General features: G+C 45.0%; 17 protein-coding genes. 11 read left to right on the forward strand and 6 right to left on the reverse strand.

Annotated features, from left to right (window positions below; genetic code table 11):
* Nucleotides 1-122 precede the first annotated feature (122 nt).
* From IDJ75_RS10095 to pgl, 11 genes are all read left to right on the forward strand, one after another.
* On the forward strand, nt 123-1,655 hold the full coding sequence (locus tag IDJ75_RS10095) for a carboxylesterase/lipase family protein (RefSeq protein WP_191175497.1): 1,533 nt from the start codon (nt 123-125) through the stop codon (nt 1,653-1,655).
* Nucleotides 1,656-1,765: 110 nt separating this feature from the next.
* Entirely contained in the window at nt 1,766-4,147 is a 2,382-nt protein-coding gene (locus IDJ75_RS10100) for an alpha-L-rhamnosidase-related protein (protein WP_191175498.1), read from the forward strand.
* A gap of 413 nt (nt 4,148-4,560) precedes the next feature.
* Nucleotides 4,561-5,316: an ROK family protein gene (locus IDJ75_RS10105; RefSeq protein WP_191175499.1), complete on the forward strand. Its 756-nt coding sequence runs from the start codon at nt 4,561-4,563 to the stop codon at nt 5,314-5,316.
* Nucleotides 5,317-5,342: 26 nt separating this feature from the next.
* Nucleotides 5,343-7,349: a transketolase gene (gene tkt, locus IDJ75_RS10110; protein WP_191175500.1), complete on the forward strand. Its 2,007-nt coding sequence runs from the start codon at nt 5,343-5,345 to the stop codon at nt 7,347-7,349.
* Nucleotides 7,350-7,431: 82 nt separating this feature from the next.
* Nucleotides 7,432-8,022: a DUF3828 domain-containing protein gene (locus tag IDJ75_RS10115; protein ID WP_191175501.1), complete on the forward strand. Its 591-nt coding sequence runs from the start codon at nt 7,432-7,434 to the stop codon at nt 8,020-8,022.
* Entirely contained in the window at nt 8,019-8,726 is a 708-nt protein-coding gene (rpiA, locus tag IDJ75_RS10120; RefSeq protein ID WP_191175502.1) for a ribose 5-phosphate isomerase A, read from the forward strand. The genes IDJ75_RS10115 and rpiA overlap by 4 nt, the downstream gene beginning before the upstream one ends.
* Nucleotides 8,727-8,853: 127 nt before the next feature.
* A complete protein-coding gene (gene tal, locus IDJ75_RS10125; protein WP_191175503.1) occupies nt 8,854-9,948 on the forward strand; it encodes a transaldolase in 1,095 nt (364 codons plus the stop codon).
* A gap of 11 nt (nt 9,949-9,959) precedes the next feature.
* Complete coding sequence (locus IDJ75_RS10130) at nt 9,960-10,583, forward strand: HAD family hydrolase (RefSeq protein WP_191175504.1); 624 nt, start codon at nt 9,960-9,962, stop codon at nt 10,581-10,583.
* Between the two features lies 1 nt (nt 10,584).
* Nucleotides 10,585-12,018 carry an NADP-dependent phosphogluconate dehydrogenase gene (gene gndA, locus IDJ75_RS10135; protein ID WP_191175505.1) on the forward strand — a complete coding sequence of 478 codons (1,434 nt, stop codon included), beginning with the start codon at nt 10,585-10,587 and terminating at the stop codon, nt 12,016-12,018.
* Nucleotides 12,019-12,110: 92 nt separating this feature from the next.
* Nucleotides 12,111-13,628 carry a glucose-6-phosphate dehydrogenase gene (gene zwf / locus IDJ75_RS10140; RefSeq protein ID WP_191175506.1) on the forward strand — a complete coding sequence of 506 codons (1,518 nt, stop codon included), beginning with the start codon at nt 12,111-12,113 and terminating at the stop codon, nt 13,626-13,628.
* Nucleotides 13,629-13,633: 5 nt separating this feature from the next.
* Entirely contained in the window at nt 13,634-14,353 is a 720-nt protein-coding gene (gene pgl / locus IDJ75_RS10145) for a 6-phosphogluconolactonase (RefSeq protein WP_191175507.1), read from the forward strand.
* 345 nt (nt 14,354-14,698) lie between these two features.
* On the opposite strand, the gene IDJ75_RS10150 is transcribed toward pgl, so the two are convergent.
* The 6 genes from IDJ75_RS10150 to era all read right to left on the reverse strand — a co-directional run bounded on the left by IDJ75_RS10150 (nt 14,699) and on the right by era (nt 21,931).
* Nucleotides 14,699-15,079, reverse strand: coding sequence for an endonuclease domain-containing protein (locus IDJ75_RS10150; protein WP_191175508.1), 381 nt, complete (start codon nt 15,077-15,079; stop codon nt 14,699-14,701).
* Between the two features lie 675 nt (nt 15,080-15,754).
* Nucleotides 15,755-18,928, reverse strand: coding sequence for an ATP-dependent helicase (locus IDJ75_RS10155; protein ID WP_191175509.1), 3,174 nt, complete (start codon nt 18,926-18,928; stop codon nt 15,755-15,757).
* 23 nt (nt 18,929-18,951) lie between these two features.
* Nucleotides 18,952-19,242 carry a type II toxin-antitoxin system RelE/ParE family toxin gene (locus IDJ75_RS10160; protein ID WP_191175510.1) on the reverse strand — a complete coding sequence of 97 codons (291 nt, stop codon included), beginning with the start codon at nt 19,240-19,242 and terminating at the stop codon, nt 18,952-18,954.
* Entirely contained in the window at nt 19,239-19,466 is a 228-nt protein-coding gene (locus IDJ75_RS10165) for a hypothetical protein (protein WP_191175511.1), read from the reverse strand. Before IDJ75_RS10165 ends, IDJ75_RS10160 begins: the two co-directional genes overlap by 4 nt.
* Before the next feature lie 159 nt (nt 19,467-19,625).
* Complete coding sequence (gene der / locus IDJ75_RS10170; protein ID WP_191175512.1) at nt 19,626-20,927, reverse strand: ribosome biogenesis GTPase Der; 1,302 nt, start codon at nt 20,925-20,927, stop codon at nt 19,626-19,628.
* Between the two features lie 128 nt (nt 20,928-21,055).
* Complete coding sequence (gene era, locus IDJ75_RS10175; protein WP_191175513.1) at nt 21,056-21,931, reverse strand: GTPase Era; 876 nt, start codon at nt 21,929-21,931, stop codon at nt 21,056-21,058.
* Nucleotides 21,932-22,002 lie beyond the last annotated feature (71 nt).

The raw sequence follows: 22,002 nt of genomic DNA on the forward strand, positions 1-22,002 counted from the left end.
ATTATTTTAACCACAGAAATTACAGAGATTTACACAGAGAGCGCAAAGAAATTTAAAAAACGCTGTGCTCTCTGTGAATTTTCTCTCAGTATACTCTGTGGTAAAAACCTTAATCCTGAATTATGAAACGCTTAATTATCTTATCATTATTCCTTGTAGCTGCTTATGCTGTAAACGCGCAAAGCGATCTCAACATAATACAAACCGATGCCGGCAAAATATCCGGAACGGTAAGTGAAGATAAAAGCGTCCACATATTTAAGGGGATACCGTTTGCCGCGCCACCTGTTGGCGAACTTCGCTGGAAGGCCCCGCAACCAGTTACATCATGGGATGGCGTTAAGGAGTGCACTGATTTTGCCAAAAGCCCAATACAGGGCAAACCAAACGAATTTGGCGTTTACACCCGCGAGTTTCTGATCAAAGACGAACCCCTAAGTGAAGATTGCTTATACCTGAACGTTTGGACGGGCGCAAAAACATCTGCCGAAAAAAGGCCCGTAATGGTTTGGATCTACGGAGGCGGCTTTGTAAGTGGTGGTACCAACGTGCCTATTTATGACGGAGAAGCATTGGCTAAAAAAGGCATCATACTGGTAAGTGTTCCTTACCGTGTTGGGATATTGGGTTTCCTTGCTCACCCGGAACTGACAAAAGAATCACCTAACCATGCCTCTGGTAATTATGGGTTGATGGATCTGCTGGCTGCATTAAAATGGATTCAGAAAAACATTGCGGCCTTTGGCGGCGACCCGGCTAACGTAACCATTGCGGGGCAATCGGCAGGGTCAATGGCTGTAAACAGTTTGGTGGCTTCGCCTTTGGGTAAAGGCCTGTTCAAAAAAGCTATCGCCGAAAGCGGCGCCAGTTTTATTGCAGGCCCATTTGGCGGCACTACCCTGAAGCGGGCAGAAGTGGCCGGTGTAGAAACTGCCGAAAGGCTTGGCGCAACATCGGTAGCCGATCTGCGTAAGTTGCCCGCCGAAGCATTACTGAAGCAATTTGGCGGCGGCCCTATTGTTGATGGCTACGTACTCCCGGAAAGCATCGGTGCTATTTTTGCCGCGAATAAAGAGAACGCTGTGCCTGTACTCACAGGCTGGAATGCCGACGATGCATTTCTTGGTCCGCTAAAAAATGCGGCAGAGTATACCGCATATGCAAAGAAAAAATACGGAAATAAAGCCCCGGAATTTTTAAAGCTTTTCCCGGCATTAACAGATGCCGAAGCTGAGGCTTCACAGATAGCTATCTCCCGCGATCAAATTTTCGGTATACAAAATTATACCTGGGCAAAAGTGCAAAGCGCAAAAGGCAGGGCAAAAATTTATGTATACCGCTTTACCCGCCGCCTGCCCGCTACCGAAGCATTTAAAAAATACGGAGCCTTCCACACCGGCGAGGTGGCTTATGTATTCAACAACCTAAAATTCCTGCACCGCCCTTTTGAGCCAATTGATCATCAACTGGCCAATACCATCTCATCTTACTGGGTAAATTTTGTAAAAAGCGGCAACCCTAATGGTACAGGACTGCCTGAATGGCCGGCATTTAATACCGCCACTAACCAAGTAATGTACCTGGGCGAAAAACCCGCGGCAAGATCATTAGCAGATAAAGCCGCGCTTGAGTTTATGGTGAAGGATGTGAAGTAACCAACCCGTCATTGCCACGTCGCTATCGCTCCTCGCAATGACGGTCGGAAAACGTGTTCATTATCCTCATTACAAACAGTACCTTTATGTAAACCCGTAATACACCTACCATGAGAACCTTTACCAGGCTTGCCATACTCCTACTGTGTTTTATCGTTTCCGGATCTATTGCACAAAACATCAACCCCGATCTGCTGAGTAAACAATGGAAAGCCCAATGGGTTACCGTCCCTAATGAACCTAATAACGGATACGGTGTTTATCATTTCCGCAAGAGTGTTACCCTCCCTACCAAACCCGCAAAGTTTGTGATCCATGTATCGGCAGATAACCGTTACAAGCTTTATGTGAACGAAAAGCTGGTTAGCATGGGCCCCGCCCGTGGCGACACCTATTATTGGAATTATGAAACCATTGATATAGCACCTTATTTAGAAGCGGGCAAAAACACTGTTGCCGCCTTGGTTTGGAACGATGGCGACACCCGCCCCGAAGCCCAGATCTCTGAACGTACCGCTTTCATATTACAGGGCGATACCGAAAAGGAAGAGATACTGAACACTAATAATACATGGAAAGGTACACGCAATAAAGCTTATGCGCCGCTAACAGGTGTGGGCTACTCTGCCTACTACGTTGCCGGCCCTGGTGAAATGATGGATATGCATCAAAACATTAAAGATTGGGCAGCCAATAGCTTTAACGACAGCCAGTGGTTACAGACAAAAAAGGTAGACAATGGTAATCCCAAGGGCATAGCCAATGCTTTTGGATGGATGCTGGTGCCATCATCTATCCCGCAGATGGAGTTAAAAACGCAACGGTTGGCATCCCTCAGGATAACAAAAGGCTTTACCGCCCCGACTGGTTTCCCGGCTTCAAAAACCACGGTTACAATTGCTGCCAACACCACCGCATCTATGCTGCTTGATCAATCTTTTCTGACCAACGCTTATTTAACCCTGAACATGAGCGGGGGCGACAAAGCCGGTATCTCCTTCACTTACTGCGAATCGCCGATGGTGAACGCAGGCAATACCTATCGAATGGTAAAACCAAACCGCAACGATGTGGATGGGTATAAATTTGTTGGTCGCAAGGATAGCATCATTGCCGATGGCTCGGCAAACCAAAGTTTTACAACGCTGGCTTTCCGCACTTACAGATACATACTGGTAAACATTACCACCAAAGATCAGCCGCTAACCATTGATGATATTTACGGAACTTACACCGGGTTCCCTTTTAAACTAAATGCCAAAATACAAACCGGCAACCCCGAAACCCAGCAGATCATGGACATTGGCTGGCGCACGGCCCGCTCTTGCGCGGTTGAAACCTATTTTGATTGCCCTTATTATGAACAGCTGCAATATATAGGCGATGGGCGCATACAGGCCCTGATATCTTATTACAACACCGGCGACGACCGACTTGCGCGTAATGCCCTGAACCTGATAGACCACTCCCGTATAGCTGAAGGGATAACGTTGAGCAGGCACCCATCTTACAGCCCGCAGATCATATCTACCTTTTCACTTTGGTATATCAGCATGCTGCACGATTACTGGATGTACCGCAACGATCCTAAATTTGTAAAAGATAAACTGGACGGCGTGCGGCAGGTGCTGGCGTTTTTTGGCAAATACCAGCAGGCGAACGGTTCCCTCAAAAACCTGCCATATTGGACATTTGTTGACTGGGTAGACACCAAAGGCTGGGATTTCGGTCAGCCGCCGAAAGACAGGGACGGCAATTCGGCTATGCTGGATATGCAGCTATTATGTACTTACCGGCAAGCCGCCGAAATGGAAGCCAAACTGGGCATGCCCGCTTACGCACAAATGTATACAACAAAAGCTGCGCAGCTAAAACTCACCATCCAAAAAAATTATTGGGATGCCGCTAAAGGGCTTTATGCCGATACTAAGGAAAAAGCAACATGGTCACAGCATACCAATGCACTGGCTATTTTAAGCGGGGTAGCAACAGGCACCACCGCGGCTGCCTTAAGTAAAAAGCTGGAGAATGATACCAGCCTGGTCAAATCAACCATCTATTTTAAATACTATGTACACCAGGCTATGGTAAAAGGCGGTTTGGGTGATGATTATATGAGCTGGCTGGATATTTGGCGCAACAACATCAAAATGGGCCTCACCACCTGGGCCGAGATCTCTGACCTGGAACACAACCGATCCGACTGCCACGCCTGGGGGGCCAGTCCAAATATCGAGTTTTTCCGCACCGTGCTGGGGATAGACAGCTATGCGCCGGGGTTCAGCAAAATAAAGATAGAACCGCATTTGGGCAAAATGGAAAATGTCTCCGGCGAGATGCCGCACCCTAATGGTACAGTGGCGGTCAATTATGCTAAAACCGGCGCCAAATGGAATATCAGCATTAATTTGCCTATAAAGACGGATGGGGTATTGGTTTGGAAAGGAAAGAGTTATTATTTAAAGGGTGGAGTAAATAAACTTGTGATTTAAAGAAACTGCTGTCGCGAGCTTTCAGCTCGTGATACGGCATGACTACAACTTTCAGCTGTTGTAAGCTGAAAGCTTACCTTGTGCTTTATCACGAGTTACGCTACGCTAAACTCGCGACAGCAGGCATTTTGTAGAGACGGGATACCTCCCGTCTCTTTTAGAACAGGTATACGAGAACCCTCAATTCCGTTGCTTCAATGTCATAAAACCCAATTAATAAAAACCGCTTTAGCGTAATGGGGTTAGTATTACAACGTGTTCGCTGATAAAATAACACCCGCATTACAATTATGTTATGCGTATGCTGTTTATTTGGCGTTAATATTATAGCTAAATAATATCTATTTATTATTAAAAATGTGATATTTACGCACTGAAACCTGCTTATACATTCAACCCATATCACCGGTTACATGAAAACAACGCCTTCTAAGTTAAAAATCCTTTCAATTGATATCGGTGGCTCCAGTATTAAAGCTACTATACTTGACAGTAAGGGCAACCTTACCATGGATTATAAAAAAACAGCAACCCCCAAACCGGCTAATCCCGAGAATGTGGTTAAGGCTATTAATGCACTGGTTAAAGGTTTCCCGGCTTTCGATAAAATATCAGTAGGCTTCCCTGGTTATGTACGCAACAGTATTGTAAAAACAGCGCCAAACCTGGGTAACGATTATTGGAAGGATGTTGATTTTAGAAAACTGCTGGAGGCTGACCTGGGTAAAGATGCGCAGGTGGTGAACGATGCCGATATGCAGGGCCTTGGCGTAGTAAGCGGCAAAGGGCTTGAAATGGTAATTACCCTGGGTACAGGTTTTGGCACCGCACTGTTAATGGATGGGCACCTGCTGCCACACCTGGAGGTATCACACCATCCCGTATCAAAGGGCCGCGATTATGACCAGTATATTGGCGATAAGGCGCTTGAAGAAATAGGCGAGAAAAAATGGAACCGACGCATCAAAAAAGTTTTTGAAATATTAAAAACCGTATTCAACTACGACTATTTATATATAGGCGGCGGTAACTCTGACCTGCTTGATTTTAAGCTGGACAAAAACATGAAAATAGTAACCAATGCCGATGGCATTAAAGGCGGGGCCAAATTGTGGCAGGAGGATAAGCACCCCGTTACACATACCGCAATGGCAACCCCAACCAAATAATCATCTTTCTTTTTTTACTTACAACAATGGAAAAACAAAACAAAGAACTGGAACAATTAGCAATAGATACCGTAAGGATCCTTTCGGCAGATGCAGTACAAAAGGCAAATTCGGGCCACCCGGGCACGGCAATGGCTTTAGCCCCAATGGGCCATGTACTTTGGACCAAGTTTTTAAATTATAACCCAAAAAATCCTGATTTTGCAAACCGCGACAGGTTTATCCTTTCTGCAGGGCATGCTTGTATACTACAATATAATTTCCTGTACTTAACCGGGTATGATCTTTCGTTAGATGATATCAAACAATTCCGCCAGTTAAACAGCAAAACTGCCGGCCACCCCGAGTACGGTTTGGCACCGGGCGTTGATGTTACAACCGGCCCGCTTGGCCAGGGCTTTGCAAATGGTGTTGGTTTTGCCATTGCCCAAAAACATTTGGCAGCACGTTACAATAAACCGGGTTTCGATCTTTTCAACTACAACGTCTACTCAATAGTGAGCGATGGCGATATGATGGAAGGCGTAACCTCTGAGGCGGCTTCATTAGCAGGCCACTTACAGTTGGGTAACTTAATTTACTTATACGACGATAACCACATCTCTATTGAAGGCAGCACAGACATCGCTTTCAATGAGGATGTAAGCGCCCGTTTCCGCGCCTATGGCTGGCATGTACAGGATCTGCCGGATGTTAACGATACCCATGCTTTAGAACTGGCTATCATCAACGCTAAATCTGAAACGCAAAAACCATCGTTGATCCGCGTACGTTCATTGATCGCTTACGGCAGCCCTAACAAATCGGGTACTGCAGGTTCACACGGTTCGCCGCTGGGTGCCGATGAAATAAAACTGGTAAAAGAATTCTTTGGTTTCGACCCGGAGAAATCATTCAACGTACCTGCCGAAGTATTAAAATACTACCACGAAAAAGGCGCACGCGGTGAGAAAACCGAAGCTAAATGGAACGAACTTTTTGCCAAATACAAAGAGAAATTCCCTGAGTTAGCTGCCGAATACGAAGCTGCGTTTGCAGGTGAATTACCAAAAGGCTGGGCAGATAAACTACCAGTATTTAAAGGCTCTGATCCTAAAATGGCAACCCGCCAGGCATCTGGTAAAGTGTTGAATGCTGTTGCTGCAAGCCTGCCAAACTTAATTGGTGGTGCAGCCGATCTGGCTCCATCAACAGAAACCAACCTGAAGGATTTTGATTCATTTACATCTGAAAACAGGGGTGGCCGCAACTTCCACTTCGGTATCCGCGAGCATGCTATGGGTTCGGCCTTAAATGGTATGGCCTTAACAAAAGGTTTGTTGCCGTTTGGTGCAACCTTCCTGCAATTTGCTGATTATATGCGCCCGCCTATCCGTTTGGCAGCCATTATGAAGATAAGCCCGATATTTGTTTACACCCATGATAGTATTGGCCTTGGCGAAGATGGTACAACCCACCAGCCTGTAGAGCATTTATCATCGCTGCGCGCTATTCCTAACGTAACCGTTATCCGCCCTGCCGATGCCAACGAAACGGCATTTGCATGGAAGGTAGCTATCGAGAAAAAAGGCGGCCCTACTGTATTGGTGTTCACCCGCCAGGCATTGCCTATACTTGATCAGGATAAATACGGCAAAGCTGCCGACCTGGAAAAAGGCGCATACATCGTATCAGAAGCCAGCAAGGGTGTTGACCTGATCCTGATGGCTACCGGCTCTGAAGTAGCATTGATATTAGACGCACAGAAACAACTTGAGGCCGACGGTATCTCTACCCGTGTGGTAAGCATGCCATCATGGGAGTTGTTTGAGAAACAGGATGCCGCTTACAAAGAAAAAGTATTCCCTAAAGCAAGCCGCAAACGTTTAGCCGTTGAAATGGCCTCGCCAATGGGGTGGCACAAATACACTACCGACGAAGGCGATATGCTGGGCATGACCACCTTTGGTGAATCGGCTCCGGCAGATGACCTGTACAAACACTTCGGCTTTACAGTTGATAACGTAGTTAAAAGAGCGAAAGCGATTTTATAAAAAGATACAAGAGATAAGAATCAAGAGCCAAGACAAACTTCGATCTTGATTCTTATCTTATGATTGGACGATTTATAAGCAAATGAACAAAAGATTTTTTATAATTCTCGGTATAGCTGCGCTTTGCATGTCTGTATTTTCGAATGTAAAGGCACAATCTCCTGCAAAGGATAAAGAAAGCGCAAAAGCTTTTGTTCAGAAGTTTTATAGCTGGTATGTTGCATTATATAATAAGGATACCCCTAAGTCTGATTTGATCGCACTAAAAAAATATCCTGCATATTTCGATAAAACGTTAGGCGAAGCCCTCGTGAGGGACTATACAGAACAACCTCAAAATGCAGGTGAAATTTTGGGATTGGATGCCGACCCATTTCTAAGTTCCCAAGACACAGGGTTTGATTACCTTGCAGGCGATGTTAAGCAAGTAGGAGATAAATTTTTAATAGATATACATAGCGGGACTGCTGGCGAACCTAAAAAAGAAATATTAAAATCGGAAACAGTTTTAATAGCTCAGGTTTCTAATGTTAATAACCAGCGGAGATTTATCAATTTTTTATATCCCGCTAAACAAGGGGGCGGTAATCTGTTAGCAACACTTGCCAGTTTGCGTAAGGATAGGCAGGAATGGATTGCAAAACATGGTAAAAAATCAAAGGCTAAACAATGAACAAGAGCAGCAGTTTGATAAGCAACCTTGCATGGTCGTCAGAGATCATCAACCCGGCCGGTAAACGAAAGGTAGCAGAGCAAATTGCCGCAATGGTGAAGGATGGCGATGTGCTTGGTGTTGGCTCGGGGTCCACGGTTTATATGGCGCTGCTGGCGATATCTGAAAGGATAAAGGCCGAAGGGTTAAACGTGCTGGCTATACCTACGTCGATAGAAATTTCGATGTTTTGCAGCAAGTTGGGCATCCCGCTTACCTCGTTGTTTGAACATACCCCCGATTGGCTTTTTGACGGAGCCGACGAGGTAGACCCGAACAACTGGCTGATAAAGGGCCGAGGGGGCGCAATGTTTAAAGAGAAACTATTGATCAGTAGCAGTAAGGTAAACTACATTATTGTTGACGATAGCAAGCTGGTGCCAAAGCTGGGGACAAACTTCCCTGTACCGGTTGAGGTTTTTCCGCAGGCATTATTGCATGTGGAGGCCGGACTTAAAAAGCTTGGCGCCAACAATATTGCCTTAAGGCCTGCAAAAGGGAAGGACGGTTCTATTATTACTGAAAATGGTAACCTGATATTGGATTGCCGTTTTGATGAAATAAAAGATAGCCTGGAACGTGATATAAAAGCCATAACAGGTGTTATAGAAAGCGGGTTGTTCATTGGTTATAACCTGCAGATATTAACAGCAGATAACAATTGATATTGTGACTTGTGACTAACAGAATAAGGAGATTAATATTACACTATCGGGTAGTATAAACCTGAGATTTGTGCAACAAAAAATTAATAATTAACAAGAATTTAAAACAACACTATATACATTCATCATGGCAAATAACGTAAAACAAATACATGATTTCGGTCAGAGCATCTGGCTTGATTTTATTGACCGCGAGATCATCTCATCAGGTAAATTACAAAAACTGATTGACGAAGATGGCGTAAGAGGCGTAACCTCAAACCCTGCGATATTTGAAAAGGCCATAACCAGCAGTTCTGATTATGATGCGGATATAAAAACACTTGGCGCAACCGCCAAAACTACCGAAGAACTTTTCTTTGGCTTAGCTATAAAAGACATCCAGGCTGCTGCCGACTTATTTGATGGTGTTTACAATGAAGGCGTTGTTGGTGCCGATGGATACGTTAGTTTAGAGGTATCACCATTTTTAGCTTTAGATGCTGAAGGTACGGCTAAACAAGCCGAATTGCTTTGGAAACAGGTTGACCGTAAAAACGTAATGATCAAAATACCGGGCACAAAACCGGGTTTAAAAGCCATCCGCGAGTCTATTGCCAAAGGCATCAACATTAACGTAACTTTACTATTTGGTTTAGAGCGTTATGAAGAAGTTACCGAAGCATACATCTCTGGTTTAGAAGACCATTTAGCAGCAGGCCATAACATCGAGCATATCTCTTCAGTAGCAAGCTTCTTTTTAAGCCGCATTGATGTGGTTGTTGACCCGTTATTACAGGCAAAAGGCGAAAACGGCCTGGTTGGCGAAGTTGCCATCGCGTCCGCTAAAAAAGCATACGAAATTTACAAAAGGGTGTTCAGCACCGACCGTTGGAAAGCTTTGGAAGCAAAAGGTGGTAAGCCACAGCGTTTGCTTTGGGCAAGTACCGGCAGCAAAAACCCTGCGTTTAAAGATACCAAATATGTTGAGGCACTTATTGGCCCTGATACTGTTGATACTGTTCCGTTGGAAACTATCGATGCTTTCCGCGACCATGGCATCGCAGCAGATACATTGATGTTAGGCTTAGACCAGGCTACCGAAACATTAGGCAGGTTAAAATCATTAGGTATCGATTTAGACAAGATCACACAAGACCTTGAAGATGAAGGTATCGAAAAATTCAACAAGCCCTTCGAAAAATTGCTGAAGGCTATCGAAGACCAAAAAGCAAAGGCATAACCCAAAAGCTGATGAAAAAATCAGATGTAAAGATTCTTTTCTTTGACGTTGGAGGCATATTGCTAACCAACGGATGGGGCCACGAATCGCGCCATGAAGCAGCCAAAAAATTTGGGCTGGATTATGAGGAGGTTAATGCCCTGCATAACTTTATATTCAACGTATACGAGATAGGCAGCATTACGCTTGATGAGTACCTTGATACCGTGATATTTAACGAGCCCCGCGATTTTGTTCGCGAGGACTTTAAGGAATTCATATACGCGCAGTCTGTTGAGTTACCCGATATGCTAAAGTGGCTAAAGGAATGGAAAAAAGATTGCGGCTTCCGCATCATCTCCATTAATAACGAAGGTAAGGAGCTGAATGATTACCGTGTGCAGAAGTTTAAACTGCACGAGTGTTTTGATGCCTTTATCTCATCGTGCGAAGTAAAAATGCGCAAACCCGACCCGGGTATCTGGCAGCTGGCTATGGGTATTGCCCAGGTATCGCCGAACCAGTGCGTGTATTTTGACGACCGGATAATGTTTGTACGCACAGCCGAAAAGCTTGGCATACGCTCGTTTCAGCACACGGACTTCGAGAAAACTAAAAAAATATTAAACGACCTTAAGAAAGAAAACCTCAAATAACATGAGCGCAACAACAGATAAATATGCTTTCGGTATGATAGGCTTGGGCGTAATGGGCCGTAGCTTATTACTTAATATAGCTGATCACGGTTATGCAGCTGCCGGTCACGATAAAGATGCTGAGAAAGTAGCTTCTTTAAATGAAGAGGCCGGCGACAGAAAAGTAAAGGGTTTTGGCGATGTAAAAGAGTTTATACAAAGCCTTAGCACGCCACGTGCCATTATGATGCTGGTACCTGCAGGTAAAATTGTAGATGCCGTAATTGAGGAACTTACCCCGCTTTTAGAAAAAGGTGATATTTTAATTGATGGCGGAAACTCACACTTTACCGACACCAACCGCCGGGTTGATGAATTAGAGGCAAAGGGCCTGCATTTCTTCGGCATGGGGGTATCTGGTGGTGAAGAAGGCGCACGCCGCGGCCCAAGCATGATGCCGGGCGGCGACAAAGACGCCTACAACGTAATGAAGCCGATATTTGAAGCCATTGCAGCCAAAGTAGATGGCGCTCCCTGCGTTACGTATATTGGTCCGGGTGCATCAGGTCACTTTGTTAAAATGGTGCACAACGGTATTGAGTACGGTATTATGCAATTGCTTGCCGAGACCTACGAGATCATGAAGAAAGGTCTGAAGCTTGATGGTGATGCCATCGGCAAAATATTTACCGACTGGAACAATGGCCGCCTGCAATCATTCCTTTTAGACATTACAAAGGATATTTTCGCCTTTAAAGCTCCCGGAACCGACCATTTGCTTTTGGATGATATTAAAGACGAGGCCCGTGCAAAAGGTACCGGCAAGTGGACATCGCAAAGCGCTATGGATCTGCAGGCACCTATCCCAACAGTAGATAGTGCCGTTGAAATGCGCGACCTGTCAAAATACAAAACCTTACGTACAAAAGCAGCGGCCATTTATAGTAAGAGTGAGAACCAAACTATTGATGGTAATGTAGACGAGTTGTTAACCGCTTTAGAGCAGGCTTTCTACTTCACCATGATCATCAGCTACTCACAGGGCATGCACATGCTGTCGCTTGCCTCTGCCGAATATAAATACGATCTGAAGCTTGACGAGATAGCCAAGATCTGGAGAGGCGGGTGTATCATCCGTTCTAAATTCCTGGAAAACATTTACGGCGCGTTTGGTAAGGATAAGGGCCTTGAGCACTTATTGTTAGATGGTGATGTTGCCGAATTGGTTAAAGGCACACTTCCGGGCGTCCGTAAAATAGTTTCATCGGCGGTTAACGCGGGTATCGCAATACCGGCCTATGCAGCGTCTTTAGAATATTTTGACAATTTCCGTAACGAAAGGATGCCATCAAACCTAACACAGGCGCAACGCGACTACTTTGGCGCGCATACCTACGAACTGATAGGTAAAGAAGGCACGTTCCATACGCAATGGGCACCGGTTGACGATAAATAAAAGAGACAAGAAATCAAGACGCAAGAACCAAGACATAAGGAAGAATACTCTTGCTTCCTGCTTCTTAAATTCTTGCTTCAAAAAAACATATCATGAGTAGTAACAGCACAAAATCCGAGCCTACCATTTTTATCATATTTGGTGGTACGGGCGACTTAAACTCCCGCAAAATTGCACCGGCATTATATAACCTGTTTTTAGACGGGTGGATGCCAAACCAATTCTCTATCATCGGCACCGGTCGCACAAAACTGACCGACGAACAGTTCAGGACCAATTTGCATAACGATATCGACCAGTTTTCGCGCAGTGGTAAAGCCGACGCCAAGAAATGGGCCGAATTTGAAAAAAGCATCTATTATCAGGTTTCTGACGCTACCGACGCCGAGACCTATAAAGAGTTTGGTAAACGCATTGATGCGCATAATAAGGAATGGAAAACCACCGCAAACGTATTATTCTACCTTGCGGTAGCGCCAAACTTCTTCCCGATCATTGCCTCTAACATATCAAAAGCCAAATTGGCTGAGGATAAACAAAAGGTGCGCATCATTATCGAAAAACCTTTTGGCCACGACCTGGAAACAGCAAAAGAACTGAACGAATTGCTTAAAGGCATTTTTGATGAGTGCCAGATCTATCGTATCGACCACTATTTAGGTAAAGAAACCGTTCAAAACATCATGGCCTTCCGCTTTGCTAACTCTATAATGGAGCCCCTGTGGAACCGTAACTATATTGAGCACGTGCAAATCTCGGTTACCGAACAGCTGGGTGTTGAAGAACGCGGCGATTATTACGATGGCTCGGGCGCTATGCGCGATATGATCCAGAACCACTTGTTGCAATTGCTTTGCCACATAGCTATGGAACCGCCTGTTAGCTTTAATGCCGATGAAGTACGTGACCGTAAGGTTGATGTATTGAAGGCTATGCGTAAGTTCACCCCTGAGGATGTACGTAATTCGGCTGTTAGGGGCCAGTACGGCAGCGGATGGATGAAAGGTAAAGAAGTGCCCGGCTACCGCGAAGAGCCAAAGGTTGATCCGCAATCAAACACCGAAACCTTTGCCGCCATTAAATTCTTTATTGATAACTGGCGCTGGCAGGGTGTTCCGTTTTACCTGCGTACAGGTAAACGCATGCACCAGTCGTCGTCTGTTATTACCATCCAATTTAAGGATGTGCCGCATTTAATATTCCCTACCGAAGCAGCCGAAAGCTGGCAGCAAAACAGGCTCATCATCAGCATACAGCCCGAAATGAGCATCCGCTTACAGGTACAGGCCAAACGCCCTGGTATTGATATGGTACTGAACGCGGTTGATATGGTGTTCGACTATAAAGGCACCTATACCAACCAGGCTCCGGAAGCTTATGAAACCCTGATACTGGATACCATGATGGGTGACCAAACCCTGTTTATGCGTGGCGACCAGGTAGAAGCTGCATGGGAACTGGTAATGCCGATACTAAGCACCTGGCAAAATAAAAAGAGCCTGAATTTCCCTAACTATAGCGCCGACTCATGGGGCCCTGAATCTGCCGAGGCATTAATTGCCCGCGACGGGTTCAATTGGTTCACCCTGCCTGTTAACGGTAAAAAGTAATGGATATGAAGCTGAATATTTTTAAAACAGATACCGAAGTACTAGCCGCCCTGGCTGCCTACTTTGCAGATGCCGCTAAACAGGCCATAGAAGCCCGTGACCGCTTTAGCGTGGCACTGAGCGGCGGTAGCTCGCCCAAAAAATTACACGAGCTGCTGGCCAGTGAATACCGCGATAAAATTGAATGGAATAAAGTGTACTTCTTTTTTGGCGATGAACGCGATGTGCCGCTAACAGATTCGCAAAGCAATTACCTGATGGCCAAGCAAACGCTGTTTGATCCGCTGGGGATAGATCCATCGCATGTTTATGCTGTGCAAACACCCCTGGGCGCCGAAGAGGCCGCGAAAGATTACACCCGCCACCTCGACCATTTTTTTGATGGTGAGAGCGCTTCTTTCGATCTGATCATACTTGGCCTTGGCGATAACTCGCATACCGCGTCACTGTTCCCGCATACCTCTGTTTTAACAGACGAAAGCGCATCGGTGCAGGCGTTATACATCGACGAAGTAAAAATGAACCGCATTACCTTTACCGCCCCGCTGATCAACAACGCGCACCATATCGCGTTTTTGGTATATGGCGCAGGCAAGGCCGAAGCTGTAAAGCATATCCTTGAAGACAAAAAAGACATTCAGGAGTACCCCGCCCAACTCATTGAGGGCAAAGACCTGCAATGGTTTTTAGACGAACCCTCAGCCGGCAAGCTGGCAAATAAATAAAACAAGGAAGCCTCCGATTTGGAGGCTTCTGTTTTAACATTCCCTTCTTGAGAGGATAAGGGGTGTATTAGCGTTCACGTTCACTGCCGTGAACATCTGTGAATATGTTTAGCAATCTAATAATCAGATCATTGAATAAATACCCCTGGCGATATAGTATCACCATGGGGGTGGATAAAATTTATATTGCTGGATAATAGCCATAGTTCCCCTCTTGAGAGGGGTTAGGGGTGTGTTAGTGAACAGGCAAATGATCCTTCATTAACACACCCCATGAAGGGTAGTGCGTTTTGTTTTTTTGTGCTGCCCCTCTCAAGAGGGGATCGATGAGCCTGTGCTTGTATGTTATGGATCAATAGTGTGTTCTACAACATGTTTTTCAATTGTCCTTAATACATTGGCCATATCTTTTCTAACTTCCATTTCAGTAAACCGAAGTATTGTCAGGTCGTACACTGCAAGTTCGGTTTCCCTTACTGTATCCAGTTTGTCTTGCTCTTCATGGTCATGATAATGGCCGTCTATCTCAATTATTAAACCTAATTCGTAGCAATAAAAATCTACAATGTAATTTAATAAGGGCTTTTGCCGATGAAAATCAAAACCACACATCTGTTTGTTTCTAAGCTCTTTCCACAATAAAACTTCGCCAAGCGTGCTATCATTCCTGAGGTTACGTGCCAGTTGTTTTAGGTTTTGGTTATATGGTATTAGCTGTCGCTTCATTAAATACTACTCCACGAAAGTTACTATTTTCTGATTATTTATACGACACCATAGTTCTGCGCTCGCAAGAGTTAGGTGTATTAACTAATTACTTCAATAACACACCCCATGAAAGGTAGTGCTTTTTGTTCTTTTGTGCTGCCCCTCTCAAGAGGGGATCGAAGCAAATGTTTTGTACGCCATAGTTCCCCTCTTGAGAGGGGTTAGGGGTGTGTTAGTGAACATGCAAATGATCCTTCATTAACACACCCCATTAAAGGTAGTGCTTTTTGTTCTTTTGTGCTGCCCCTCTTAAGAGGGGATCGAAGCAAATGTTTTGTACGCCATAGTTCCCCTCTCGAGAGGGGTTAGGGGTGTGTTAGTGCGTATGTGGCGTAAACCCTTTCCCAACCCGTCATGCCGAATTGAGGTCGGGATCTCTCATGCAAAGTGAGCCAGTATGATAATCTGCCCGCTCATTGCCGCGGAGGCTACTTAACTTACGTAACTAATACTATTTGTCCCTGTCATTTTTAACGAGGTACGAGGAGAAATCTTTTACAATCAACCAGCGAACTTTGCTTAAACGATGCATGGTGTAAAAGATTTCTCCTCACCCCATTGCGCAGCCCTTCCCGGGTTCGTTCGAAATGACAACGGGGGGAGTACAAATTGGATAATTGAATCGGCACCGTTTTATTCAACGCCATCCTCCCCTTCAGCAACTTCTAACAAGCCATCCGGTTGTTTAAAATTGCTTTTTACGAAGTGGCACCAATCGCATTCTTTTTTGCCGCAGCCGGTGTTAAAATCGTGGGCCATTATCTTTTGGTAAACGGTGGTTATTTGCCCGGTAACGTCTTCAATATCCTCGGGGGTTATCACAACTTTTGCCTTGTAATACTCGCCTTCCTTTTCGGGTTCTACAAAATCAAAAATGGTGTTTACCACTTCCCAATCGTTGGTGCGGTCGTTATCAACCAGTATCTTGTAAAACACCGCCTGGCGCCAGTAGTCGCCACCATTGGGGTCATCGGTAGTCGGGCGTTCCAGTTTTGGTTTGGCGTTGCGTACGCGGCCTGTTTTATAATCAACCACGGTTACCTGCTTGCCGTCAAACTCCATTTTATCCAGGTTACCTTTTATAGGCACGCCCTGCACTTCAATGTTTTTAATGCTGCGCTCGGTTAGGGCTACCTTGTTCCAGGTGGGTACATTCTGTTCGTAATAAGCCGGCAGGATCTTATCGCCATAAGCCATCCGGGTTTTAAATTCATCCCTGGTGAACGAATCGCGGTTGCGGGCCATATACCAGCCAAATTCCTTTAAAAACTCTTCGGTGGATATGAACTCATCGTTATTGTCTTTAAGCCTCCTGAAGGCTTTATTTAGCGCCCAGTGGACAGCCTGCCCAAAGGTAGCCGACGGGCTTTTACCCGATGGCACCCTGATGAGGCACTGGAAGTAAAACCGCAGCGGGCAATCCAGGTAATTATTCAGGTGCGTAACCGATAGGGTGTAGTTTTGCAGCAGCTGGTTAATGTAATTATGATCAAGCAGTTCAACCACCGGTTTATCGGCCTCGCTGAATTGCGTGGCGAAAAATTCCAGCATATCATCGCTGCTTACGTGGGGGTGTTTTACTTGCAGGTGCGTATCGGACAATATCTCGCCAATGAACTGTGAAGGCTCCTGATCTTTACCATTCTTATCCTTGCCCGAGTAGGAAATATTGAGGCATTGTTTTGAACGTGTAAGCGCCACGTAGAACAACCTGCGCGATTCTTCTTTCTGGGCGATATCGTCAGATGCCGCCCTCGTCAGCGTATCAGGATAACTAAAGCCGGTATTGCGGCCCTTGCTGTCCCATGTTTTTTTATCGCAGCCTATGAAGAACACGTGCTCAAACTCCAATCCTTTGGAGCCATGGGCGGTAAGGAAGTTGATGCCGTTATCAGAGAAGATCACCTTATTCAAATCCATCCTGATATTGTTTTTGCGCATCAGGTCGATAGTGGCGATCAGGTCGGGCAGTTTTATTTCGGGGTTCTTTCGGCTTTCGTCCTTCAGAAAATCGAAGAAGCTGGTTAGCATTTGCATATGCACGCCTTTATCCGGCTGTTGCATAATGTATTTGAGGATACCCATCTTCGCGATCACATTCTGAAAGAACTGCTGCAGGGTAACACTTACAGCGTCTTTAAGCAGCTCATCAATATCATTGATCAGGAACTTCATTTCCGTACCCGTTTGCTTGCTGAACAGGTCTGTTTGCGCGGCCAACTTTATTTCATGGATGTAACGGCGCATCGAAGTTTTAGGCAGGTTATTGCTTGCTGTACCAAAGTTTTCTTTTGATACCGCTATACTGGCCTTGGCAATCTCGATAGGCGGTATGTTAAAGAAATCGTAATGCAGGATCTCGAATAACAATTCATCGCCGCTATATGGCGAATCCAGCTCCATAGAAAGGTAGCGCAATATGTTTATGATCTTCTCGCCGAAGGGGGTGGTAAGGATATCAATTTTGCGTTTGGTATTAACGGCAATATGCTGCGTATCTAAAAAGTGCAGCAATTCCTCTACCTGACTGTGGTTACGGTATATCACCGCTATTTCGCCGGGAGGGGTACCCGTTGTTACCAGTTTTTTTATCTGCAGGGCAACATCAACCAGTTCCTGGCTTGGGTTTTCGTATTCGAATATAATGGGTTCAACAACCTCGCTGTTAAAGCGCGGGTGCGATGCCATCAGGTTTTTATCAAGCTTTAGCTGTGCGGTTAAACGCTCGTTGTTGTTGTTAATGAGCGCGCGCGAAATATCCAGGATATGCTGGTTAGAGCGATAGTTATGTTTCAACACTACGGTTTGCAGGGTGTCTACATAATCGCCGGCAAAATCAAGAATGTTCTTCATGTTTGCCCCCTGGAATTTGAATATCGACTGGTCGTCATCGCCCACCACAAACACGTTGGGCGTTTCCCAGTAATTCAGCAAAAACCTAAGCAACTGGTTTTGCGACCCACTGGTATCCTGAAACTCATCCACCAGAATATACTGGTATCGTTCCTGGTAGCGGCGCAGTATCTCGTCGTTCTCGCGGAAGGCTTTCAGAACCCACAAGATCATGTCGTCATAATCATACCGGCCGCGGGCTTTCATTTTGGCATCGTAGCGCTTATATTCGGCAACGGCGGCAAGCAGCTTCTCCATGGTCTCGGTAGCCTTGTCGATATCCTTTTGCTTGGGGTCGCCTGCTTTGATACCCGCTTTGGCATTTGCTTTTTTGTAAATGAACTCCTCGCGGTTGGGCAGGTCTTCCAAATATTCTTTTACCGCATCCCTGATCAGGTCTTCTGTCCAGTTCTCGGTTTTCATGGTCGAGAACAGTTTTTTCAATCTTGGGGCATCATAGTACCTGTCGCCGGTAAAGCGTTTCAGCAGGTGGTCGTTCTCAAACTCATCAATCAGTTCCTGGAAAAACATGGCAGATTCCAAATCAGACAGAGCCTCCAGATTCAGTTTGCCAAAATATTCCAGGTTCTCCTGGATGATCTCGTTACAAAACGCGTGGAAGGTGTAGATGTTAATGCGGTATGCATCCGGCCCTATAAATTCGAACAGGCGCTTACGCATCGCAACCGCACCCGCATCGGTATAAGTTAAGCAAAGGATCTCGCTTGGCAGGGCATCGGTATCGGATAATATTTTACCAATACGTGCGGCCAGGATCTGCGTTTTACCCGTACCCGGCCCGGCAACAACCAGCACAGGGCCATCCATTTGGTTAACGGCAGCCAGCTGCTCGGGGTTTAATCCGGCCAGCGCTTCCTGAAATTTGGCGTTATATTTATTGAGTGGAGATTGCATAATTGAATAGATGTGATGTTCGACTAAAGATCGAACAAAGGCTCCTGCCTGTTATCCCAAAAGAATAAAATGTTTATTGAGTTTTCCTTCACCTCATAAAACATAGAGGTTTGTTTGGATATGATAGCCTGCCTTAAATCATGAGTTATCGATGCTCTAAATAAATAGGGTTGTTCAGCTATTAAACTTAAAATCTGCTGAACTCGTTTTACAAAGACACCTGCTTGTTTAAACCCCCATTTATCTTCAATGATCAGCACAATGGCATCAAAAGTTTCATGTGCTTCGTCCGTCCAATAAATGGCGTGGCTCATAGGTATTTGGCATACTTAGCCATTATCTCGTTATGTGGGGTTAATTTGCCTTCTGCCGCTTGTTTTTTTGCGCGCTCAATTCCCTGCTTTACATTTTCAGGCAGGTCGTCCCAAAAATCCTTTCCATCGTTATCAAGCACTTGTTTAATTTGAAGCAATAATCCCTCGTCTTCAACATCCAGCAGACGCTTAGCTAATTCTAATTTTTCGGCGATCAAGTTCATACTCAAATTTAATATTTTAAACTCAGCAAAGCAATAAATAGTATAAGATTACTCACCCCGACTTCGCTTCGCTGGTCGACCCTCTTTGCGTAGCAGAGAGGGCTAAAACAAAAAAAGCATCTACCACAGGCAGATGCTTTAAATCTTATACCGGTTAAATTACTTCTGCCTGAACCAAACCTGTATTGGCGCGCCCGAAAACTCGAAGTTCTGGCGTAATTGGTTCTCTATAAAGCGGTAGTATGGTTCTTTTACATACTGTGGCAGGTTACAGAAGAACGCGAACATCGGTGATGAACCTGCTATCTGTGTAATGTATTTAATTTTAACGTACTTGCCTTTTAGCGATGGCGGCGGATATTTTTCAATAATTGGCAGCATTACCTCGTTAAGCTTGCTGGTAGGGATCTTGCGGGCCCTGTTGGCGTAAACCTGATTGGCTGTTTCAATTACCCTTAACACACGTTGTTTTTCGGTAACGGATGTAAACACAATTGGCACATCGGTAAACGGCGCTATCTTTTGGCGGATGGTATCCTCAAATACCTTTACGGTTTTGTTGTTTTTCTCGATCAAATCCCATTTATTCACTACGATAACGATACCCTTCTTGTTCTTTTCGGCAAGGTGAAAAAGGTTTACATCCTGTGCCTCAAGTCCCTCTACGGCATCGATCATGATGATCACTACATCCGCTTCTTCTAAAGCCTTGATGGTACGCATAACCGAGTAAAATTCGATATTCTCTTTTACCTTGGTTTTTTTACGCATCCCGGCAGTATCTATCAGCATAAAATCATGCCCGTACTGGTTATAATGGATATGGATAGAATCGCGCGTTGTGCCGGCAATGGGGGTAACAATGTTACGTTCCTCGCCAATAAGTGCGTTAATGATGGATGATTTACCTACGTTAGGGCGGCCGATGATAGCATATTTAGGGCGTTCGTTCTCTTCAAACGGTACATCCTCAAAATGTTTAACAACATCGTCGAGCAGCTCGCCTGTACCAGAACCCGTCATAGACGATATGGTATAGATCTCGCCTAAACCAAGGCTGTAAAACTCAGTTGCATCGGCAAGGTTGGCATTGTTATCCAATTTGTTTACTACAACAAATACGGGCTTTTTACCTTTACGAAGGATGTTGGCAATTTCGTCGTCAAGGTCGGTAATGCCGGTGGTAACATCAACCATAAACAAAATAACGGTGGCCTCCTCAATGGCGATAAGCACCTGTTCGCGGATGGCAACCTCAAAAAGTTCTTCGGAATTGGCCACATAGCCGCCGGTATCAATAATCGTGAATTTTTTATCTATCCACTCGGACGTGCCGTAATGCCTGTCGCGCGTTACGCCGCTAAAATCGTCAACAATAGCTTTACGGCTTTCGGTTAAACGGTTGTATAAAGTGGATTTGCCAACGTTTGGCCTGCCTACTATAGCTACTATATTACTCATGTTTTTTAGAATCAAGAATTAAGAGCCAAGAATCAAGACGATATAAAAATCGCAATCTTCTCTCAAATTCTGTACTGTGTATTAAATTTTTTCTTGAATCTTGATTCTTACATCTTGATTCTTTTCAACTATTCGTACCCGAATTTTTTCAGGTAATTTTTTTTGCTGCGCCAGTCGGGGATAACCTTGACAAACATCTCCAGGAAGATCTTCTTCTGGAAAAAATCTTCCATATCCCTGCGGGCATATGTGCCTACGATCTTTAGCATTTCCCCCTTGGTGCCAATGATGATATTCTTTTGCGAATCGCGCTCCACAATAATTTCGGCGCTGATGCGGTGCAGTTTTTCGCCCTCAACAAACGCGGTTACAATAACCTCGGTGCTGTATGGGATCTCTTTTTTGTATTGTTTAAAGATCTGTGCACGGATCATTTCTGATGCGAAGAAGCGGTCGTTCCTGTCAGTCAGGGCATCCTTTTCGTAATAGGCAGGGTGTTCCGGTAGGCTATCCAATACAAAATCCATTACGGCTTTTATATTATGATCATGCAAGGCTGATATCGCATAGATGGCTTTAGGGTTTAATTTTTCCTGCCAGTAATCAACTTTCTCTTTTACTTCTTCTTCGCTCGACAGATCTATTTTATTGATCAGAACAACCAGCGGGGCGGTAGAGCCTGCCAGTTTTTTGACAACATCTTCTTCGTTAAACTCCTCGTGGATATCAGTAACCAGCAAAATCAGGTCGGCATCTACAATAGAGCCATCCACCTGGTGCATCATACTTTCGTGCAATGCGTAGTGTGGTTTGATGATACCGGGGGTATCAGAAAACACGATCTGGTAGTCGTCGGTATTAACAATCCCCAGGATACGGTGGCGGGTGGTTTGCGCCTTTGGGGTGATGATTGACATTTTTTCGCCCACCAGTGCGTTCATAAGGGTTGACTTACCCGCGTTGGGCTTACCAATTATACTTACAAAACCTGCCTTATGCGCCATAAAAAAATAATTAAAATATTATTTGGACTGCAAAGAAACGAATTATATCTTTGCAGTCCAATTAAAAGGAA

Origin of the sequence: Mucilaginibacter rigui (assembly GCF_014773275.1) — a bacterium.
Lineage (GTDB): Bacteria > Bacteroidota > Bacteroidia > Sphingobacteriales > Sphingobacteriaceae > Mucilaginibacter > Mucilaginibacter rigui_A.